This is a genomic window from Alteromonas sp. ABE4_545 (genome assembly GCF_056161325.1).
The window spans coordinates 102,183-124,009 of sequence record NZ_JBSWYY010000006.1; the positions used below are offsets into that span (position 1 = coordinate 102,183).

The 21,827-nt window shown below is 46.7% G+C and carries 16 protein-coding genes; 3 read left to right on the plus strand and 13 right to left on the minus strand.

What is annotated here, in order from left to right; translation table 11 throughout:
* Position 1: 1 nt before the first annotated feature.
* Both ACXAH6_RS08100 and ACXAH6_RS08105 read right to left on the minus strand, forming a co-directional pair.
* Complete coding sequence (locus ACXAH6_RS08100; protein WP_474876151.1) at positions 2 to 988, minus strand: DUF1852 domain-containing protein; 987 nt, start codon at positions 986 to 988, stop codon at positions 2 to 4.
* Positions 989 to 1,373: 385 nt separating this feature from the next.
* Positions 1,374 to 2,282: a LysR family transcriptional regulator gene (locus ACXAH6_RS08105; protein ID WP_474876152.1), complete on the minus strand. Its 909-nt coding sequence runs from the start codon at positions 2,280 to 2,282 to the stop codon at positions 1,374 to 1,376.
* A gap of 117 nt (positions 2,283 to 2,399) precedes the next feature.
* Here ACXAH6_RS08105 and metE point away from each other — a divergent pair, with 117 nt between their 5' ends.
* Positions 2,400 to 4,679, plus strand: a complete 2,280-nt coding sequence (gene metE, locus ACXAH6_RS08110; protein ID WP_474876153.1) for a 5-methyltetrahydropteroyltriglutamate--homocysteine S-methyltransferase — start codon at positions 2,400 to 2,402, stop codon at positions 4,677 to 4,679.
* Between the two features lie 65 nt (positions 4,680 to 4,744).
* Here metE and ACXAH6_RS08115 read toward each other — a convergent pair whose 3' ends face one another.
* From ACXAH6_RS08115 to ACXAH6_RS08155, 9 genes are all read right to left on the minus strand, one after another.
* Positions 4,745 to 7,630, minus strand: coding sequence for a TonB-dependent receptor (locus ACXAH6_RS08115; RefSeq protein WP_474876154.1), 2,886 nt, complete (start codon positions 7,628 to 7,630; stop codon positions 4,745 to 4,747).
* Positions 7,631 to 7,635: 5 nt separating this feature from the next.
* The gene (locus ACXAH6_RS08120) at positions 7,636 to 8,604 is read right to left on the minus strand and encodes a FecR family protein (protein ID WP_474876155.1); all 969 of its coding nucleotides are present in this window, start codon (positions 8,602 to 8,604) and stop codon (positions 7,636 to 7,638) included.
* A gap of 20 nt (positions 8,605 to 8,624) precedes the next feature.
* Positions 8,625 to 9,116 carry an RNA polymerase sigma factor gene (locus ACXAH6_RS08125; RefSeq protein WP_474876156.1) on the minus strand — a complete coding sequence of 164 codons (492 nt, stop codon included), beginning with the start codon at positions 9,114 to 9,116 and terminating at the stop codon, positions 8,625 to 8,627.
* Between the two features lie 225 nt (positions 9,117 to 9,341).
* A complete protein-coding gene (locus tag ACXAH6_RS08130; RefSeq protein WP_474876157.1) occupies positions 9,342 to 10,643 on the minus strand; it encodes a jacalin-like lectin in 1,302 nt (433 codons plus the stop codon).
* A 177-nt stretch (positions 10,644 to 10,820) separates the two neighbouring features.
* Complete coding sequence (locus tag ACXAH6_RS08135) at positions 10,821 to 12,269, minus strand: CehA/McbA family metallohydrolase domain-containing protein (protein WP_474876158.1); 1,449 nt, start codon at positions 12,267 to 12,269, stop codon at positions 10,821 to 10,823.
* 61 nt (positions 12,270 to 12,330) lie between these two features.
* A complete protein-coding gene (locus ACXAH6_RS08140) occupies positions 12,331 to 15,018 on the minus strand; it encodes a TonB-dependent receptor (protein ID WP_474876159.1) in 2,688 nt (895 codons plus the stop codon).
* A gap of 212 nt (positions 15,019 to 15,230) precedes the next feature.
* Positions 15,231 to 15,944 carry a hypothetical protein gene (locus ACXAH6_RS08145; protein WP_474876160.1) on the minus strand — a complete coding sequence of 238 codons (714 nt, stop codon included), beginning with the start codon at positions 15,942 to 15,944 and terminating at the stop codon, positions 15,231 to 15,233.
* Between the two features lie 244 nt (positions 15,945 to 16,188).
* Complete coding sequence (locus ACXAH6_RS08150) at positions 16,189 to 16,923, minus strand: queuosine precursor transporter (RefSeq protein ID WP_474876161.1); 735 nt, start codon at positions 16,921 to 16,923, stop codon at positions 16,189 to 16,191.
* A 72-nt stretch (positions 16,924 to 16,995) separates the two neighbouring features.
* Positions 16,996 to 17,910, minus strand: a complete 915-nt coding sequence (locus tag ACXAH6_RS08155; protein WP_474876162.1) for an AraC family transcriptional regulator — start codon at positions 17,908 to 17,910, stop codon at positions 16,996 to 16,998.
* A 162-nt stretch (positions 17,911 to 18,072) separates the two neighbouring features.
* On the opposite strand from ACXAH6_RS08155, the gene ACXAH6_RS08160 reads away from it, so the two are divergent.
* Both ACXAH6_RS08160 and ACXAH6_RS08165 read left to right on the plus strand, forming a co-directional pair.
* Positions 18,073 to 19,218: an iron-containing alcohol dehydrogenase gene (locus tag ACXAH6_RS08160; protein ID WP_474876163.1), complete on the plus strand. Its 1,146-nt coding sequence runs from the start codon at positions 18,073 to 18,075 to the stop codon at positions 19,216 to 19,218.
* Between the two features lie 153 nt (positions 19,219 to 19,371).
* The gene (locus ACXAH6_RS08165; protein WP_474876164.1) at positions 19,372 to 19,884 is read left to right on the plus strand and encodes a 3'-5' exonuclease; all 513 of its coding nucleotides are present in this window, start codon (positions 19,372 to 19,374) and stop codon (positions 19,882 to 19,884) included.
* On the opposite strand, the gene ACXAH6_RS08170 is transcribed toward ACXAH6_RS08165, so the two are convergent.
* Together ACXAH6_RS08170 and ACXAH6_RS08175 are read right to left on the minus strand one after the other, a co-directional pair.
* On the minus strand, positions 19,881 to 20,525 hold the full coding sequence (locus ACXAH6_RS08170) for a response regulator (RefSeq protein ID WP_474876165.1): 645 nt from the start codon (positions 20,523 to 20,525) through the stop codon (positions 19,881 to 19,883). The two genes, ACXAH6_RS08165 and ACXAH6_RS08170, sit on opposite strands and share 4 nt — an antisense overlap.
* Entirely contained in the window at positions 20,522 to 21,661 is a 1,140-nt protein-coding gene (locus ACXAH6_RS08175; protein ID WP_474876166.1) for a histidine kinase, read from the minus strand. Before ACXAH6_RS08175 ends, ACXAH6_RS08170 begins: the two co-directional genes overlap by 4 nt.
* Positions 21,662 to 21,827 lie beyond the last annotated feature (166 nt).

A 21,827-nucleotide genomic window follows, 5' to 3' on the forward strand; every position in this document is an offset into this window, starting at 1 on the left:
TTCAAAAAGATGGCTCAGCGTAATTGGCAGCCCACTGCTGAAGCGTTTTTTCGTGCCTTTGAATGAAATTCTCTTCACACCATTTGCCTTGTTCAATCGCAAGGCGAGCGCGTTCTTCTCGGTCATAAACCACTTGGGTTAGAGAGCAATCTAAGTTTTTCAAGCTCGGCTTATACACTTCACCGGCAACAGAGTTGGCGTTATAAATCTCTGGGCGATAAATTTTCTGGAAGGTTTCCATGGTGCTTAAGGTGCTGATGAGTTCCAGTGTGCTGTAGTCATTCAATAAATCGCCGAAGAAAAAGAATGCATAGGGGGCCACACTGTTTGCTGGCATGAAGTAGCGAACTTCCATCCCCATGGTTTTGAAATATTGTTCTGTCAACGAAGATTCATTAGGCTTGTATTCAACACCTAGAACCGGATGTTGATTATTTGTGCGATGATAGGTTTTGTTATCCGACACACTCAAACAAATGACAGGCGGCTTACTAAAGTTTTCTTTGTATGCACTGGAATTGATAAAATCTTTGAACATTTTACCGTGCAATTCGCCATAGTTATCAGGCACTGAAAAGTGATCTTTCCCTTCATTGTGTTTGCGTAATACCACGCTGAAATCGTAGTCGCGTACATAGGAAGAAAAATTGTTACCAACAATACCTTCAATACGTTGATTGGTTTTATTGTCAATTATGTAGGTTTTTAATACTTCAATGGTGGGAAAGGTCTCACCATTGCCTTCTACGTCAATGTCGACATGTACAATATCGAGTTCAACTGAATAACGGTCTTTGTTGGGGTTGTCCCAACTGGCAAGGCTATTAAAACAGTTGTTGATCATGTTAATCGCTTTGCGAAGGTTTTCTTGGCGTACTTCACCGCGTGCTAGGTTAGCAAAGTTTGTCGTAAGACGTGTGTCATTCGAAGGTGAATAGTGCTCATCAAATCGAACAGTTTTAATGGAATAGGTGAAATCGCTACTCATGATAATCTGGTGCCTTGAACGTAAATAAAATCTGACTGCTAATGTCTTGAAGCAATTCTAGGTTGAATGACCTATGATTAATATTGATTTTATTTTGTGGCCCTATGAATATTCTTCATGATTGTGCGTTTGGAAACCGAATGGATAATGCAGCGGCGTGAAATACGGCAGGGTGAAATACAGCGGGATGAAAAGGAGAAGCGAGACCGCTATTGCCTACTTCTCTTTATCTACACCCTGCGCAGGTTCTTCATTGCGATAGAGCATGACTCCTAGCTCGAATTTTTCTCGTCCGTGAGCCAGTCGGTGTTAGTTAGTATCACGCAACACTTTGCTGTGGCCGTTGGGCAGTGCTAAAGGCTGTACTTGGGCAGAATTAATCAATTTACTCATGGTTTATTGCCAAAGGGTGTTTGTAGCTGTGGGCCATTTTTATAAAGGCTTTGAGGTAATCGATATTGTTGTCTCCTTCGCGAGTGCCTAAATAAATTTGTTTGGCAATGCCTTGTTCACCTAAACGCACAACGGATAACGGCAATTTTAAACAATACTCTTCGGCCAGCCAACGCGGTAATGCCGCAACGCCCCGACCACAAGCGACCATTTGTAGCATGATGTCGGTGGTTTCGATGGTTTTGTGTTTTCGAGGAATCACTTGCGCTGGATTAAGAAACTGCGTGTAAATATCTAGGCGATCCTTTGCAACTGGGTAGGTAAATAGTACCTGATCTTGAAGGTCTTCAGCTTTGGCATATTGACGCGCCGCTAAGTGGTGTGATGTGGAGACAACTAACACCTGCTCATAATCAAACACAGGTTCAAAACTAAGACCACTTTTGTAATAGGGATCGGGTGTTACCAGAAGATCAATTTCGTAGTCCAACAACGCGCCCACACCGCCAAACTGAAATTTTTGTTTCACATCCACATCAACATCAGGCCATTTTTCCAGGAACGGCGATACCACTTTTAACAGCCATTGATAGCAAGGGTGGCATTCCATACCGATTCGCAATGTACCGCGTTCGCCCAAGGCGATTTGTTTTAGCCTTTCTTCCGCACTGCCTAACAAAGGCAGAACCCGGTTGGCGATATTGAGCAGGTATTGGCCTGCCTGAGTGAGCTTTAAACTTCTTCCGTCACGTAACCAGACTTCTGTACCTAGGTTATCTTCCAGTTTACGCATCGTATGGCTGAGAGCGGACTGGGTGACACAAAGTTCCTTAGCGGCAGCAGTGAGTGAGCCTTGCTGATGGACGGCATGAATAATTTTGAGATGGATGCGCTCTAACATTTTATGTATGAATAAAAATAATTGATTGTTTAAAATATATCATTTTTTCTCATCTAAAATCTATTCTAAGCTGCCTTCAATTAATCGTTCTCTCAATTTATCAAAAGGAAAGAAGGCATGGCATTGATACATAATCTGGGTTTTCCTCGTGTTGGCGGCAAGCGTGAGTTGAAATTTGCTCAAGAAGCGTATTGGAAAGGGCACAGTACTGAATTGGAGCTACTGTCGACGGCGAAAGCGTTACGCACTCGTCATTGGGAGGCGCAGAACGTATTGAACTATATCCCGGTAGGTGATTTTTCACTGTATGACCAGGTTCTTGATATGAGTTTTACCTTGGGCAACATACCTGCACGGGTGAAAGGTTTGGAAGGTTCAGATCTGGATAGTTATTTTCGTGTCGCGAGAGGGCGCTCAGCCAATGATCAACATTGCAATGGTGTTCATGCAGGTGAAATGACCAAATGGTTTGATACTAACTACCATTACATAGTACCAGAGGTGACAAAGGATACGCAGTTCTCATTAAATGCTGAGCGATTATTGACGCAAATCGCTGAGGCCAAAAGCATTGGCATAAATGTTAAGCCAGTCATTATTGGTCCGGTTACTTACCTGTGGCTCTGTAAGGAAAAAGACGACGTTAATCGTTTAGATTTATTGGCGCAAATATTACCCGTTTATTGTGAGTTATTAGCGCAGTTAGCAACGGCAGGGGCTGATTGGGTTCAGGTAGATGAACCTATTTTGGTGACAGAACTGGATGTGTCATGGAAAAAAGCCTTTGATACTGCCTACCAGACATTCAAAGCAAGTCCTATTCAGATTCTGTTGACGACATATTTCGGCACCTTGCAAGAAAACTTGCAGCAAGCCGTTGAGTTACCCGTAGCGGGATTGCATATCGATGCGGTTCGGGGTAAAGCAGAAGTTAAGCAAATTGTAGATTCGCTACCCGTAGATAAGGTGTTGTCTGTAGGTGCTATTGATGGTCGTAATGTTTGGCTAACCGATTTGAATGCCACTTTGGATTGGTTGGAGCCTATCGCTAATAAATTAGGTGACCGTTTATGGATTGCGCCCTCGTGTTCATTGCTTCACGTACCCGTTGACCTGGATAGCGAACAACAATTGGATGACGATATACGCAGTTGGTTGGCTTTTGCTAAGCAGAAGTTGCAAGAACTATTGATATTAGGCAGGGCGATCAATGAAGGCCGGAGTGCCGTCGCTGACGAGCTGGCTGCTAATCAGGCTGCAGTTAATAGTCGGGTAAACTCGCTACGTGTTCACAATCCTGACGTTAAAGCGGCAGTAAAGCGGATTACAAAACAGTTTGGTAAACGAAACAGCCCGTATGTTGAGCGCATTGCTAAACAACAAAAGTATCTTAATTTACCGCTGTATCCCACAACAACGATAGGCTCATTTCCACAAACGTCCGATATTCGCAGTGCTCGACTGGCGTACAAAAAGCGCCAAATAACCAAGCAGGAATACATTTCCAAGATGAAAGCGGAAATTGAACACGCTGTGCGTGAGCAAGAAAAACTCGGCTTAGACGTGCTGGTTCACGGTGAAGCAGAACGCAATGATATGGTGGAGTATTTTGGCGAACAGCTTCAAGGTTATGTGTTTAGCCAATTTGGTTGGGTACAGTCTTATGGTTCCCGTTGTGTTAAACCGCCTATTTTATTTGGTGATATCAGTCGCCCTAAGGCGATGACGGTTGATTGGACCAAATATGCCCAATCACTGACAGATAAACCGATGAAAGGTATGTTGACTGGACCGGTTACCATTCTTAACTGGTCTTTTGTACGAGATGATCAGCCCCGCCAAGAAACCTGTTTACAGTTAGCTTTGGCTATTCGTGATGAAGTGCAAGATTTAGAGCGCGCTGGGGTAAAAGTGATTCAAATTGATGAGGCGGCACTGCGAGAAGGCTTACCGTTACGTCAGTCTGAATGGCAAAGCTATCTCGATTGGGCGGTAGAATCGTACCGAATCGCTGCCAATGGCGTCAGTGACGAAACTCAGATCCATACGCATATGTGTTATTCAGAGTTCAATGACATTATTGAAGCCATCGCACATATGGATGCGGACGTAATCACGATCGAAACCTCCCGCTCAGATATGGAGCTGTTGAATGTATTTGAGCGGTTCCATTATCCAAATGAAATAGGTCCGGGGGTATATGATATCCATTCACCCAATATTCCTCATGAGGAACAAATCGTTAATTTAATGAGTAAAGCGGCAGAGCGAATTCCGGCAGAGCGTTTGTGGGTTAACCCAGATTGTGGTTTAAAAACACGCCAATGGCCAGAAGTGATCCCTGCGTTGCAAAATATGGTGTCTGCGGCAAAATCCCTACGGGCATCAGCGACGTAACTGACATCATCATAGTGGCTACGCTAGGTATTAAGCCCGCTCAGCCCTGATTTGCCTCTTACCGTTTACAGGGTCATTCGTATGCCCAGTGAGAATGTCTTCCCATAGTACGTATAGTTGGCAAAGTAGTGGTTGAGCACGTAGTCGGTCTCGGCGGCGTTTAATAAATTCATGCCTTCGGCAAACACCACAACACTCGGCGTGAGGTGGTATGACGCATGCACACTCAACGCGCCAAATGGCGCGCTGTAGCGGGCGGGCAGGTTACTGAGCGCCGTTTGTTGGAGTATGTCGCTGGTCCAGTTGTAATTAGCGCGCATCGCCCACCGTGGTGTTTCGTAAAAGACTTCGGCGTTAAATGTTCGTTTGGCAACGCCTTCTAGTGCGTCTTCCCAGCGAACATTGTCTTGTTGATACGTGGCTTGCGAACCTGTGAGTGTAAAATTTAGGTGGCAGCCTAATTGGTGGTCGGCTAACGAGAAAGGATTTGTACTTCCTTGATAAGTGAACTCTACGCCATACACTTTGGCATTGCCGCCGTTAGACTTTCCTTGTAACAAGTACGACTTCTGGTTCACCACTAATTGTGATAGTTCATATTGAATAAAACTGTCGAGTCGTTTGTAAAAAAGGCTAAGCCCAATAAGCCCTTGATTCTCAGTGTAGCGCTCTGCGCTAAAATCTAACTGCCAAGCTTGGATTGGTTGTAAGTACGGGTTGCCGCCCTTGGCTGTTAGGTCGTCTCCTGAATTAAGGGTTAGTCGCGGCGCCAGATCCGGGAGATCTGGGCGGCTCAATGCGCGTGATAAACTACTGCGAACTTGCCATTCTGGACTGATGCTTACATTGATATTGGCTGCGGGAAGAAAGTGGTAATAGTCTGAATCGAACGATACGGGTGTTAAAGTAGATGTATCATTCGATTCAACAAAATATCCATGGCTGGTTTGATAAGTGTTAACCAACCGCGTGCCCACATTCCCCCACACGGAAGGATAATCAAAATTGAGTTGCACAAATCCGCTACTGGTGTTTTCTGCTATGCGATAGGAGTTAAATAAATCGCTTTGTGATGGTTCGGATTGGCGTAACTCTCTGTCGTCGATCGACGCCCAAAACGCTGATTGGTGCGGCACCAACCACTGAGTTGGTAACGTATGTGATGCGTTGTTGAGAAAACCACTGTCATTAATGAAAAAATAAGACGCATCGAAATATTCCCCTTTTATTCCATCGGTAAAAATGACGTCTCGACGGCGGTATTTTCGTTCGTGTCTTTGTATCAAGATGCCTGCTTCAAAGCCGGTAAATCCTGCCCAATTCATTGCCTTGTTGAGGTGAAAGTTAGCAAATTGTTGGCTGTCATGTGTCGTGTTTACTCGCCACTCTAAGCGGCGCCCAGGGAAATCTTGTGCTGCTAACAAGTCGACGTTGTGATAGACAATATCGGGAATTTTAGCGGGCCGTGATTGGTTATAGCGAAACGTTAAACTTGCATCGTCTTTGCGTCGTAGTCGAGTGCGTTTTATCGGATCGTCGTTTGCGCTGGTGGCATAAGAAAAGCCCAATTGAGTTTGCCATTCCCAGCGCTCAGTACGCCACAAATGGTCGAACGTCATACTGTGGCTTGCGTCTTTCAGGCCGGCTGTTTCTCGGCTAATTTGTACTGAACCCGTGCTAGTGTGCCCGCCTATGAGCGTGTTGCCATCCCATTGCGCTGAATCTGGGCTAAGCTCGGTGTAGTTGTAATCGGCGCTGTAGGCAAACTCGTCATAATCGATGTGCTGGCTCAGCCCTAAGTACGACACCGACAACCGCTGGTTTTCAGAACGTTGCCAATCTAGCGCCACACTTAACCCAATGCGTTCACGGGATTCCTGTTCTTGGGTGGGACGAATATTCGGAGTGTAGAAAATATCGCCCTGCTTGTTCACCGGCTCACCATCATCTATGGCCCAGTCGAATGACAACACGCGATCTTGTCGAATGTGTCGTTGGGCATAGGTTGCAGCAATCAAAACACCAAAATCTTCGTTGTCGTTGAGCCAGTTGCCCAGCATTGAAAAACGAGGGTCTAGGTGGGCGGCTAAAGGAGATTTACTCGACATTGCTTTAAGGGCAAATTGTTGCTTACCCAAAGTGAGCGGCCGATACGTTTCAATATTGACACTGCCGCCAATAGCGCCAGCGATATCTGATGCCATAGCGGTTTTATTAACTTCTACACTTGCCACCAACTCGGCAGGCAAAGTGTCGTAGTGAAACCGTCGTCCGTATTGCTCAGAGGTACGTACATTTTCGTTGGCGGCAATCGGTAAGCCATTCACGCTCAGCGTATTAAATTGAGTGGGCAACCCACGGATACTGACAAACAGAGCTTCTCCGCGGTCGCGCTCTACAGAAACCCCCGGAGTGCGGTTGAGCGCATCTGCAATATTTAGGGCGGGGAATTCGGCAATATCCGTCGCCATTACAACTTCTTGGGTTTGCGGAGCAAAGCGTTTTTGCATTCTCGCTTTGTGCAAACTGTCGCTATAACTTGCTGTTACCGTCACTTCTTCCATTGTCGTGGGAGCGAGTGTGTCGGCGCGCTTGGTGTTAATCGCGGGCTCGTTGGGGGCCGCAGTAATCACCCATCCGTGAGCAACGGCTTTTGCTTGTAAAGAACTGAGAGACAGCAGGGCTTCAAGCCCGCTTAAGACCGATACCGGATGATGTAGCGCAGGTGCTTGAAAACGGCTCGCGAGTGTTGGGTCGTACACTAAGGTTTGATTAGTGGCACGGGCAAAAGCCACCAGCGCTTTGTCTAGCCGCTGTGGCGGCAGTGTGAGGAGGGCAGTGACGTCGCTTTGAGTTTGCGCTGGGGCTACGGCAGTGGTAGTTGCCAATACCGTGAAAGGTTGCGCCAGTAGAGCCATAACCAAAGCGTTACGAACGAGAGCCTGACGCATGGCGTTTACGGTTGCCGTTGAATGGAATAGTAGCTGCCCCGCTCCTCAACGATGAGAGGGTATGCCTCGGCCAATAAATGGAGCGCTTGTTCTGTGTCTTTTAACCGAAAACGTCCAGCAATTCGCAAATTGGCTAAAGCCGCTGATTCGATACGAATAGCTTTATGGGATTCGCGATTTAAGCGTTCAACCAAATAGGGGAGTGATTCGTTGGTTAGCTCCAGCCAACCGGAACGCCAGTCGAGTGTGCGTGTAAGGTCGACAGCCTCGGTATCGGTTAAAGTCTGCCCTGTTATTCGTACCCGTTCACCGGCTTTTAGTAAAATAGGCGTATCGTCGATGCTGGCTTTTACTTCAACGGCGCCTTCGTGTACCACCACGTCAGTAAAGTTTTGCCCGCGATCTATATTAAACTCGGTACCCACGGCTACCACACTCGCACTACCAATTTTTACCTCAAACGGGCGTTGTTTATTGCTGGCGACATCGAAATAGGCAGCGCCTTTTTTGAGGTTAATGAGCCTTCGGTCATCGGTAAGTTTAACAAACACATCACTGGCAGCGCTCATGGTTAACACACTACCATCTTCAATGGTGATGTCGCGACTCTCGCCGATGGCGGTGGCGTATTGATGAGTAATTGGCCCGACTTGCTGAGGACGCCATTGCCAAGCTATCACCATCACCAGGCAAACTACACACAATGTAGCGGCCTGCCACCATCTGCTTGATGGGGTATATTGAATACGATCTTTTAGCGTCATGTTTTGTCGTGTGTCGGCTAATGCCTGATGTAGCGCAGGAGACGACCAAGTTGAAAGCATCGACTCAAACACCTGCTTGTGGGCCGGGTCGGCGTCGATCCAGTTTATAAAACGGCGTTTACTGAGTTTGTCTAAGGGGCCAGAAGACAATCGCTCAAGCCAATCAGCTGCGTGCTCATAAACTTCAGGAGAAATGTGGGGTGTGTTCACGTTATCTGTCCTGAGCCTGCTTATCGGTGTTGATCGAGGTGGCGTTGCACATCAGCCATCGCTCGGCTTAAATGTTTCGATACCGCTTCTACACTGATATTTAAATGCTTAGCAATGTGTTGACGGGTTTCTCCTTCCATACGGCGGAGAATAAATACTTTTTTGCGTAATGGCGGCATACTGTCTAATACTTCTGATAGCTGAGCACACGTTTGTGCATGCTCAACATGTTCTTCCGGGGCGTAGCGAGAACAGGCTATCCCGTCTATTTCGTCTGACTCTTCTTCGGTGTGTCGTGCACTCAACAGGTTACGAGCTACGCGAATAGCGTATGCTAACGGGTTATCAATACGATGGCGGCGAGATTGCTCAAGCACCCGCACAATCGACTCCTGATAAATATCGGCCGCTTCATCCGCACTCTTGGCGTGCCGGTTGAGGTAGCGATTAAGTTGTGCACCCTCGACAATTTGTCGATGAATATCCTGACTGCTCACGTTGACGTCTGACATAGCTGTGATCGATTCGTTGAGTGTGAGTTTATGACATTGTTATGACAAATTAGCGACAGTCCTTCAGCGAGTGGCTAGTTAACACCAATGAGGGGCTTTCGCGGTCAATAAACACTGTTGTTTTAACTGGTAGAGGCAGAAACCGGCCAAAGCCGGACACTTTTTTTAATGAAATTTTTATGACAGCCCACTGCACGTGCGCGCAGCGGGCTATTAAGTAGCAGGTTAGGGAAGAGGCGAATAAATCACGCCTAGGGCGTCTAGTTCGTCGGCTGCACGGCCGTGGAAGCCGCTAATTTTCCAGCCACTGGGAGCTTGGTACTGAGTGCAGTTTGCCGTAGTCGCGCCACCACTGAGGGTACGAGCATTGGTTGTGGTAACACTGACATAAAATACGCGGTCACTGCCGTTGCGCTCGCCAATGCACACATCTACTTTACTGATGTGCTCGTTTGCTTGCAGTGTCATGCTTTGATATGTCCCACCATTTCCACCGTGAACGAGGTTTGTTCCCGTGTCAGTTGATAAACCAATTTGGTCCACCCGAGAGCCTGCGCGTAACCAAACCGTTGCAGGTGTTTGGCTTGATGCAACCGTTGTCACATCACTAAAAAAGTTGCCACCAGTACCGCCTGTATAGTCAGACAATTGTAGATTAGCGTTTGTGTGGTATTGCCATTGCGTGGATATCGGCGGATGGTCGGAGAGCTTTTCGCCTTGGCTGTTTTCGTCATCAGTACGCACTTGGTAGTCGGTTGGCGTTAGTGTGATATAGGCGTTATTGCGGTACAGTACTTTGTCTACTATTTCACATTGAGCATCGGTAATTTTGGGGTCGCATACCAAAGCGTCTGCACCTAGCGCCGGTGTGTCGCCTTGTCGAATCATGTCTATCCATACATCCTGAAAGCCAATATCAATCAAAGTGCGAATGTTATCGCCAGTACGCGTGTATCGCGTATTGGTGTCGCCCATCACAATCACTGCGTTGTCGGCACTGTGGGTGTTGATGTAATCAACCAACTGCAAAAGGTTAGCACGACGAGCATTCAGGTCGGCCTCTTCCACTTGCGCTTGGGTATGCAAGTTATACACATCTACGTATACGCCTTCACTGAGTTGCACTTGAGTCAGGGTGAAGCCTTTAGGCGTTAAGCAATCAACCCCGTTGCAATCATTCCAAGACTCACGATACACGTTAGGGAAGGGGTAATAGCTCATGGTGTTTAAGCCACTGCCGAACCCCATTCCTCCGGTTGTCGCGGTGCGATGGGTGTGGGTATTACAGGTGTCGTAAAGAGCCGCGTGGTAGTTAAAGTCTTCTTGCACATTAACAATGTCATAGGCATTTACATAACAACTAATTTGTTCCGTCGCGCTTTGGCGGTCGGTGTCGGCACTGGAAAACAGCTCTAATAAGCCGGCCACATTGTACGTTAAAGTACTGAACGTACCGGTTTCAGCGAAACTGTTGGTTGATAAGGTAAAGGTGGCTGCGGCCACCAACAGTGATTGGCGAAAATGCATAAGATGTCCTTTTGTTGTCGTGATTATGAGTGAGCATTTCAGTAGTGCAGTGACTGCGTACAAAAAGTGCTCATTATGTAGAACGAAAAAGCCGACAATTGGGACAGAAAATTGGGTGAAGTTTTTGTGACAGCACTGCAATGAGCGTGCTGCCACATAGGAAGAGGTTTGCTCAGTTTAGTGTTGAATAAAAATCGGGTTGCTATAAAACCACAGATCGTGCCAAGGGTTTTCACCCGCGGGGTCAATATTTGGCTCTAGTTCAGAGGTATTACTCGTGCCTCTTATGCGAAGGTAACTCGACGTTGTTAATGCCGGTAGCGTAACACTAATCGTCGCGAAGCCATCGTCGTCTTGTTGCCAGTCTTTGGCGTAGAGCCGCTGGATCACGCGCGTGCTTGGGTTTGTATCAGTCGTGCGGTCTGTAACCGGCGCGCCTATGTCACCAACGATAATATCAACGCGATTGACCTTAGGGTTTTCATCGTAGAAGTTCAAGCTGTCTGGGTCGCGAAAGCGTACCGTTAAGGTTAAGGTGTCGTTGGGTTGAGCGTGAAGTGTGTCAGCAATATCGGCGGTGTCACCGGTTCGCTTGTTTTCTAATGTAACAAACAGTGCGTTGATCAAGTCACCCGTGGTGACAAACACATGCCCATTTCGCAGGTTTTCTAACACACTGTCATAGGTTTTTTCTGCGTACACATAGGTTTTAGAATATTCACCAGGCCAAAAATCGGTGCGCCCTTCGGTGTAATGCACATGAGAATCTGAGGTGGCGGTAATAAACCAATGTCGCCCTTCTCCTAACATGCTATCCCAAAAACCACCAAGGCGGGCTGTCATTTGGTCGAAACCGCCCATGGTCGGGTAGTTGTCGTAACCACCACGAACCCCTGTTGGGTCAATGCTGCCGTCTGGGTTGATGGCATTGGCTTGATGGCCGGGTGCCCCTTCCATACCTATGGCTACATTCGGTGCGGTATCGTTCCAATCTCGCAATTCTCTTGGCGTGACTTTAGTATATTCGCCCAAATCTGTAGCTGTTCGCCCCGGATGATTGGCAAAAACAATGGGTTGGCGAGATTGACCTTGCATATCCGCAAGAGCTTCAAGCATTAACGACTCTTTATCACGCTCTATTTCGTGAATGACTTCACGGCGGTTGTAATTTTTTTCGATGTGGAAGAGTTGCTGTGCTTCTTCGTCGCTGTGAGGAATGATCAAGCTACTATGGCGTGCTCCGGGGGTATCCAGTTCCATGCCGTAAAATTGCAGTACTTGTGGGATGGCTTTGCGCGATGCTTGTAATTCAGGGTAGGCGACGTCTAAATTCAATTTACTGTGGTTTGGCCCACCATGGTCTGTGGTTACCATCCAATCTAAGCCGTGAAAATGCGCCATTTGGGCATTCATTGGGGTAGAGTAGTGAGCGTCTCCCGCCATTATTGGCTTTGGCGGAGTCACTGATTTATCCCAGCCTACACTGTAATGGCTATGAATGTGATGGTCACCAGCCAGCCACTGGCGTTGGTCTTGAGGCCCTGACGTTGATGAAGTGTTTGGTTGGCACCCTATCATGGTGCTCATACAGGCGAAGAGTAAAGTGAACTGAGTACAACGTTGCATAATATCTCAAAGTAATTAAAAGAGAGAAACGCTCCCTACGTAAAGCAGGAAGCGGTGGCGATTAAAATTGCACAGTCACACCGGCCATAATAGTACGGCCACTGCTGGTTGTGTTGTACTGACGATCGTGTGAATCACTGTAAAGCTCTTCGCGTTCGTCGGTAAGGTTAATGCCTTCCAAGTTAAACTTAACACTTTCTGTGAGCTGATAGAAAGCAGAAAAGTCGAAGTAAGTGGTTGCGTGATAACCACTTTCATCTTGGTCTCCCGTTGATGAGGCGCTGGCGATATACGGGCTTCTGTGGGCGGCAGACACACGAGCTCCCCAGTTTTCTTCTTCATAGTACACGGTTAAGTTGTAGCTGTTTTTCGACAGACCAGTGAAGGCTTTGTATTGGTCATTTCCAGATTCGCCATAGATATTGCGATACAGAGCGTCGCCGTCTGAATAGGTGTAGTTGGCGATTACTCCTAAGTTGTCAAATGGCGCAGGTAGAAAATCTAGGTCGCGAGAAAACGACAATTCAATCCCTTTGATGGTTGACGAATCTAAGTTTTCAGGACGGTCGAGGTAGAAGATGCTGTCCATGGTTTTATCCGCGGGAAGCAAGGATTCTGGTAGGCCAAGAGAGGAATACACGACTTCTGTTGTGGTTGAAACAATGAAGTTATCGATCTTTTTATGGAATAAGGCGGCAGACAAATAACCCACTTCATCAAAGTACCATTCGTAGGCGAGATCCAGGTTGGTTGACTCAAATGGATCGAGTGCTGGGTTCCCCATAGAAACACTGGTGATTGCATCGCCCGAGGTTTGTGACACAGACGCGTTGTAACTCACCGAACCTAGAGACGGACGAGTGATATTTTGGCTGGCGCCAAAACGCACTAACATTGCATCGTTGAGTTCGTACACCATATTTAATGACGGCAGCACGTCTGAATAAGTGCGTGAAGTTTCGATATTCACGCCATTAGACACGCCGGCAGCGGTAATTTCGGTATCAAAATAACGCAGGCCGGTATGAATGCGCAGAGGCTGGCCTGCAAGTGTTAATTCCCAACCATAGGTTGCATATAGGGCCAGGGTTTCTTCTATAACGGGAGATTTGTCATTACGTGTGATCGCACTGCTATCTAAGCGATAATCTGTCAGGCCATAGTAGTCGAGTAATGCTTGCAGATCACCTTGTCGCCACTGCATGTCAGGGTGCTGTGTGAATACTGACGTCATGTCTTCAGACAGGGTAGTTTCGCCTGCATTCTGTGGCGCGCTATTTTGCGCATTGCTTTGCGATAACTGATATTCGCTGTTTTCAAATTTCTTGTAGTTTGCACCAAAGCTCAATTCGCCGGTGTCACCGGTTAGGTAAGTAAAATCGACCTTAGCGGTGTCAAAGTCGTTGGTAATATAGTTTTCTTGTAAGTAAATATCTTTAATTTCGTAGCCATCGATGCCGGTGGTGTCGAAATCGGGCGAGTAGCTCAGGCCGTAAAAACGGTCTTGGGAAAAGTCGCTGATGATATCGACTTTTCCTTTGGCGTGAATGTTCGACTTTTGTACGCGCGGTTGGTCGAAGTCTGATGAACTGGTTCCGACTAACCCAGTCATACTTAAGGTGTCGGTAAGTTGCCATTCTGCAGTAAGCGTGTACTGATTGAAGGTCGACTCGTTGTAACGCACACTGTTTTCGTTGCGCCACGTCGCGTTCTCATAACTGGCATATACCACTTCTTTGTGGCCGTTGTTGTCAACCCACTGTAGGTCATTCACCACTTTGTTGTCTTTTACCGCAGCGTGATGTTCATCCTGATTGTTTTCAAGCTTCGCGTGCATGATGTCGAGAGTCAGGTTGAGGTCGTCGTTAGGTTTAAATTGCAATGCGGCAGTCACACCTAAGCGTTTTTGGTCGTTGTTCCACAAAGAATAGCGGTGCCCTCGTGGGAACCACAACTCGCCTGAATCCAACTCTGCTTGCAATGCCGTGTTACTGGCATCGGCAGCGGTTTTACCTGTTTCGCGACGCCAACGTGTGGTGTTAGTACCATATTCGGTGGTATGGCGTTCACTGTAGGCAATTGAGACCAAGGCGCCAAACTTATCCCAGGTATTCGACACCAAGGCCGCAATACGCGGGTCGGTTTCTTCGCTACTGTCGTTGTAGCCACCGCGCAATGATACGGCGCTCTTAAAGCCTGAGTAATCAAAAGGTTTGGCCGTGTATAGGCCAACTGTGCCGCCAATACCGCCTTCTTCTTGATCGGCAGAATAGGTTTTATTCACATCGATTCGATTAAATAATTCTGAGGCAAAAACGTTGAAGTCGAAGCCTCGTGTACGGCTAACACTGCCTTTTGCATCCATTGGTGACGCTGAGGTGCCCATCGCTTCCATGCCGTTCACTTGTACACGAGTAAAATCGGGGCCAAGACCGCGGAGAGAGATTTGGCGGCCTTCACCGGCTTCGCGGGTGATAGTAATACCCGGTACCCGTTGTAACGAATCAGCGAGGTTAAGGTCTGGGAAGTCGGCGATGTCTTCGGCCAAAATACTGTCGCGTGAAATTATGGCGTCGCGTTTGAGATCTTTGGCTTTAATCAAAGAGCTTCTGAAAGACGTGACTTCAATCACTTCCATCATGTCGTCGTTTTGTGTGTCTTGAGCATACACTTGCGGGGCTGTGATACCAGATAGTGCCGTGAATACCGCTAAGGATAAACGTGTTTTGTTTAGCGTGTGTTTCATCATTGAGTCCATCAAATTAAGTGAAAAGCCTGTTAGCCAATTAAAAAGCACCGATAGATTTGTTGTGCGGTGACATGGATGAAGAGCGCGGCATAGAACAAAACCGGACAATTAATTTAATGAAGTTTTTGTGACACTCGTTTCTGAGCTGAACTGAGGGGGATGTGATTTGACGCGTATTGGAAATAAGCAGCCCGCGTTAGCGGGCGAGTATTTTATGGGTTTTGAGCGTGTAATGTGGCTGAAATATCAAACGCCATATACTTTAAACTGCGTTCGACTATTTTACTGACCAAGGCTTCATTAGTGGTTTTGATGAGCTGCTTGTTGTCTGCTGTTAACTCGCCTTTAGAGTCAATTAAATCGCAGTTTAGGGCTTGATGTGAAATCCAAACTGAGTCGCCGCCATTGTGCCCAACCGTGCCATTGGTCGCCACAAATTCACCCGTGTGTGCGTCGAACAAGTTGAGACCGACTTGGGCAAATTGAATGATTTTCTCTGAGCCTAAAAATGTGCGTTGATAGACACCAAGGCCTTCAAAAAATTGGTTAGTACCAAAGTAAGCATCTTGAAATTCAACTGCTGAAATCACCAGAATGTAGTCGGCTTGATGTTCTTTTGCGATGTCAAAAACCTGCTGGTTGCTCAGTGCAGAGGGGTAGCCCGTGAAAAAGTCATTTTCTGGTGGAGCTATGACTGCGCGAAGTCGCGCGTCGGTGGTTGCGTGATAGGCCGGCGTTAAATAATCAATAACCACAGACTCTGCATATTGCGGAATGTGCCAATTCGCCACCGGGATTTCAAACTGCTCATTTTGAAAGATGGTTGTGCCTACTGTCACCACAGGCATGGTGTTACTTAACGTTGATACGACCAAAATAGTGTTATTGGGAGTAATTTTCTCAACGCGGGTTAAATCGTTAGACACACACCCACTTATAGCGAATATAAAGATAAAAAAGATACGACGCACACTATCCCCCTAATGATTGCTTCAATCCTAAAGCTGCGAAGATGGAAAAAACTCAGTTAAGAAATGTAAATAACTGTCATAGTCTAGTCAATGTTGTGTGACTTTTGTATGTCTTTGGTCTGGCTTTTTGGTGATAATTTCTGTTTTTCTTTGGCAATCAATGGGCAAAAAAACGCAGTCAGTTTTTGATGGTATGCGGTTAACGAATGGAAAACGGCGTAAAGTTAGTGTGGGCGTCGTACACATCCACTCCCTCAGCTTTTTTCAAACGCCCAACAACCTGATAAGTAACAGGTGTTAAACACACTTCCCATCCAACTTTGAGCAAATAATTCGCAATCATCACGGCAATAATTTGATCATTCGACCAAACCCCATAAAACGCAAGTGGGTAAAATATCAATGTATCAATACCTTGTCCCACCAGTGTTGACCCTATGGTGCGTTGATACAGTGCCGAGCCTTTGGACCACACTTTCATTTTTGCCATTACAAAGGCGTTGGAGAATTCGCCCATCCAAAGCGCGAGAACAGAAGCCAATACAATACGAGGGGCTTGGGCAAAGTTGAGTTCAAATACTGTTTGTCTGTCGATGCCCCCCACGTCGACATTCCACCCTGCTGCGGGGGGCATTTCAGTAATAAACCACGCCATGAAAGCCGCGAAAGTGGCAGCGCAGAAGCCACACCAAATAGCTCGGCGAGCGCGTTGGTAGCCGTACACTTCAGTGAGAACATCGCCCAGAATGTAAGACAACGGAAAGAATAAAACCCCTGCGCCAAAACTAAACCCAGCAATTTCAGCGACTTTTCCTGCACCTATGATGTTGGCGCATACAATAATTACACACGTAAAAGCCAGCACGAGATCATAGTATTTGAAAACGTGTTTATCGGGCGCTGCTAATGGGGTGAGGCTTGGCGAAGGTGACATACCTTGTCTCGAAAAGTAGATGCTTTTCAACTACTTTGCCATAGCCCTTTAAAAATGCAAAGCGCCAATCATTTAGGCGGTTTGTGCAACAGTTTGCATTTGTTGGCGATGTTCACTGGGGGTGGCAGAAAAATAACGCTTATACTCTCTGGAGAACTGCGAAATACTACGATACCCCACCGCAAAGGCGGCATCGTTTACCCGCATGTTTTGTTTCACTATTAAATCTCGCGCTTTGTTTAGTCTTACTTGTTTAATGTACTGCGTTGGTGAAGACAAGGTAACTTGTCGAAATGCGCGATGGAACGACGACACGCTCATTGCCACGCGCTCTGCCAGTTCCTCCACCGTAAGCCCTTGGTCGTAATGGGCATGAATATCGGTCAGCGTTTTAGCTATCCGTGAATAATGGCTGTCCATATTGGTGAGGTCGGTCAGTATGCTGCCATGGGGAGATTGTGTCACGCGATAGACAATTTCTTTTACCAGCGCGTCGCCAAAGAGCTCGGCCTCTACTGGGTTGCGTATCATTCGAATTAGTCTGTAACACAAGCGCAGTAATTCTTCATTGAGGTGTTGCTTTTTCAATGACGTTTGACAGCGACAAGGTGAATGATCAGACAGGGCATGAGTTTGCGCTTGTTGAATTTCAGCTAAATGCTTGGGCGTGGCATCAACAACCAAGCCTAGAATTGGTTGGTTATTATGGCAAATCGCTTCACATTCGAGAGGCAGCGGCACACCAATGGTAACAAAATCGCCTTGTTGATATGTCACCTTCACGTCATCTAAGTAAATATTTTTAGTGCCTTGAAGCATAAAGATAATACCAGACTGATAAAGCAAAGGTGTACGATCATTGCCTTGGCTATCTCTAAACAGGTGGACCCCTTTGATCGAGGTATTGTGATGACCTTGTAGCTCGGTGATCGACAAGATCGCTAAGGTTTTATCCATTTCGGCAACGAGTTCATTAATAGTGGTCATAAACATTACTCTCTAATTCTGGTAGAAATAGGCAAATAAAATCCTTTATCTGTCATTTTAATACCGTTGTTCTGCCACTATTATGCAATTGTTGACTTTGCGGGTGCAAGCCAAAACCGAAAAGAGTACTCGCTTAATTCATTTAAATATGAGGAAACAGGCATGCAATTTAGCTATAAAAACCCCACTCAAATTCAGTTTGGCCAAGGCCAAATTGCCAGTATTGCTGATCTTATTCCAAAAGATGCCAGCGTGATCGTGGTTTACGGTGGTGGATCAATCAAGAAAAACGGTGTTTATGATCAAGTCGTGTCGGCGCTTGAACATCATCAATGGGTTGAGTTTGGTGGTGTCGAACCTAACCCGACAGTTGAAACCTTAAATAAGGCCGTAGCGAAAATTAAGGCGGAAGGGATTAATTACATCCTTGCTGTTGGCGGTGGCTCTGTCATTGATGGTTCAAAATATATTGCTGGTGCGGCTAAGTACGATGGAGATGGCTGGGATATTCTTACGGGCGATCACATTGTGGAAGAGGCGTTACCGTTGGGGGCTATTTTAACCTTGCCTGCAACTGGCTCTGAATCTAACGGTGCATCAGTGATTAGTCGCAAAGCGACACAAGAGAAACTCGCTTTTATCTCGCCAGCGGTGTTCCCCCAATTTGCGGTATTAGATCCAGATGTAGTGAAGTCGCTACCTGAGCGCCAAGTTATCAATGGGATCGTGGATGCTTTTGTGCATGTGTGTGAGCAGTACTTAACGTTTACGCACAATGCTATGGTACAAGACGGCTATGCAGAAGCTTTGCTTCGAACGTTGATCGCATTGGGGCAGAGTTTTGACAATCAAACTGACGAATGGCGTGCTAATTTAATGTGGTCTGCTAACCAAGCGCTTAACGGCTTAATTGGCACTGGCGTAGCACAAGACTGGGCAACGCACATGATTGGACATGAATTAACGGCGCTTTATGGTGTTGACCATGCCCGCTCTCTTGCCATTGTGCAACCTTCGCTGCTGCGATGCCAAATTGCCAATAAGCGCGACAAATTGGCACAAATGGGAGTGAATGTATTTGGATTGAGTCAATCAGACGATGTGGCTGAGCGCACCATTGACGCTATCGAGCAATTCTATCAGTCATTACAAGTAGCCACTCAGTTAACCGAATATACGGGTGATCGCGAACAAGCTATTGATGACATTGTCGCTAAGTTGTCTTTGCATGGGTTAACCGCGATTGGCGAAAATCAGGCCATTACGCTGGAAGTTAGTCGAGACATCCTTTCTACGGCTGTCGCGTAAAGTCAGTTTTCGCTTTTGACTAGGGTGCCTGACCTGCGCGACGCGTCAGGCACCTAACGTATATCTTGGGCATTTACTGGCAAATAAACTTGCACAATCGCCTATCAGCACGTAGCGTTAATGTATTGTTATATTAATAAGATATGCTGCCTTGTGACGGCTACGTTTGTTCCACCTACGATTTTAGATATAGAAGCCAGCGGCTTTGGCTCAGAAAGTTACCCTATCGAGATTGGCATCGCGAGGTATGATGGCGCTCGTTTTTGCCGGTTAATTAAGCCATTCGCTTCATGGACACATTGGGACGATGAAGCACAACATCTACACGGTATTTCTCGACAACATTTGGTTGAGTTTGGTCTCAGTGGTGTAGAGGTTTGTCATCAACTCAACAGCTTTATGTCTGGGCAAACGGCCTATTCTGATGGCTGGGTAGTCGACTCACCGTGGTTAAATAAGCTTTATGCTGCTGCGGGCGTTGCAATGACATTTCGTTTGTCGGCACTCGAGTACATTCTAAAAGAAAAGCAAATGAATCAATGGCACACAGTGAAGCGTATCGTTACGCGTGAGCTGCCAGAAAAACGCCATCGCGCCAGTGTTGATGCTGAAATTATTCAGCAAACGTATATGCGTACGGCTGCCAGTTTGCGCGTGGCAGGTTAGAGTAAATTCAGTTCTATAGCTCTGAGCACGGCCCGGGTGCGGTCTCGTACACCAAGTTTGGCGAGTACACTGGACACTTGATTTTTGATAGTGCCAGTGGACTTATGCATAATTTCCCCTATTTCTTGATTACTGTAGCCAGCAGCCATTAGGCGCAATACCTCTGTTTCTTTCTCGGTTAACGGCTCTGCGCTCTCTACTAGCGGATGTGTTGAAGGGGTGTGTTCGGCCAAATGTAACTTGGCTGAAGCGAGTGACGCTGGTTGAATGAGGGTTTTGCCTTGATGCACTTGTTCTATTGCCTCCACCAGCTCTTCGAGATCAACGTCTTTTAGTAAATAGCCTTTCGCCCCTTTACTCACGGCTTCGACTACTCGTTGTTTGTCATCAAAAGTGGTGAGCATGACAACGGGAGTATTAACCCTTGCTTGGTATAAACCGTCGAGGGCTTGAATTCCGTCGAGTACCGGCATTTGTATATCCATTAAGATCACATCAATCTCAAGCTTATTTGCTAACCCAATGGCCTCTTGGCCGTGGCTCGCCTCTGCCACTACTTCAACTTTTTGGCTCAACCCAAGTAAGCTTTTAATACCGCTGCGGACCAATTGTTGATCGTCGACTAATAGCACGCGGATCATGCGGCCTCCATTGGAATTGAAACACAAGTATGAAAGCCTTGTGGTGTGAGCTTATAAACAACGGTTCCGGCTTTTTGAGCGACGCGCTCGCGAATACCGGTGAGGCCATTGCCTTCGTTGATGGTTGCGTTACTGTTGCCACCACTGTCGCAAATATTCAGTACGAACTGGTTTTGCACAACACTCAATTCTATATCACAGGCGGTGGCCTGAGAGTGCTTGAGGGTGTTGGTTAATGACTCTTGTATGGTACGCAATATGGTGGTGGCTATCCCGATATCGTCAATAATCAGGTGCTCTGCAATGGTTATAGACACCTGAATGCCGGGGGTAAGTGCGACAATGCGCGCAATGGCTTCTTGCATGTCAATTGCGCTATTTTCTCTCATTTCACTTACTGCTTCTCTTACATCACTGAGCAGTAATTTTGATAGTTGATGACATTCATCAATATGCTGTTTGGCTTCACCATCACTTAAATGGCTCGCCACCTGTAGTTTAATGGCCAAGGCCGTTAGATGGTGGCCGAGTAGGTCGTGAATGTTACGGGCTATGCGAGTGCGCTCAGCGTGCTCTGATGCTTCTTTTAATAGAGCTTGCGTTACTTTTAGCTCGCGATTGAGTTGCTCTGATTCTTCCCGCGCTAGACGCTCTTTTCGGGTACTGTTGATCATGGTTAAGGCGAACAGAGCGAAGGTGTAAAACAGCACTGTCGTGATAAATATACTGCTCTCTTGCCAATAAAACTTGTAAATCAGATAAAGCGGCAGATGCAACAAAGCCACAATGATACTAGCGTTACGCATTGTGGTGAGATAGGGCAAAACACAGGTGCCAATAATCAACAATATCGATACGTAGGTAAAAGGTATTAAGAAAAACAAGCCGAATACACAGAGGACTATGGCAATAAATGCCACGCGGATATGACGGTTGCTACGTGTTTGTATACTAGTTGCGTAGAGCCAGATGACGATATAAATGGCAAATAAACACCCTGCGAGCACAATCGAATAGCGGGGAATACTGGCGAGTTGAGCAGTAAATATGAGCGAAGTACTGGCGACAAGCGCCCAAGTGACTAACGCCACACCATGGCTGATGTCGTAATGTTGTTTAATGTAGTTAAGTAGCATAGCTCACTATTGTTGCTTGCTGGATCGTGAGCAATCAGCGTATACCGAACGTGTCTGTCGGAGCAATAGGCCAGAAGTCATTTTGTCGGTCGTGACTTTTGGCACTGTTGACTCGTGCGATACTTTTTTAGCATGGCCTCACTGACACACATTTGGAGTTGAGACT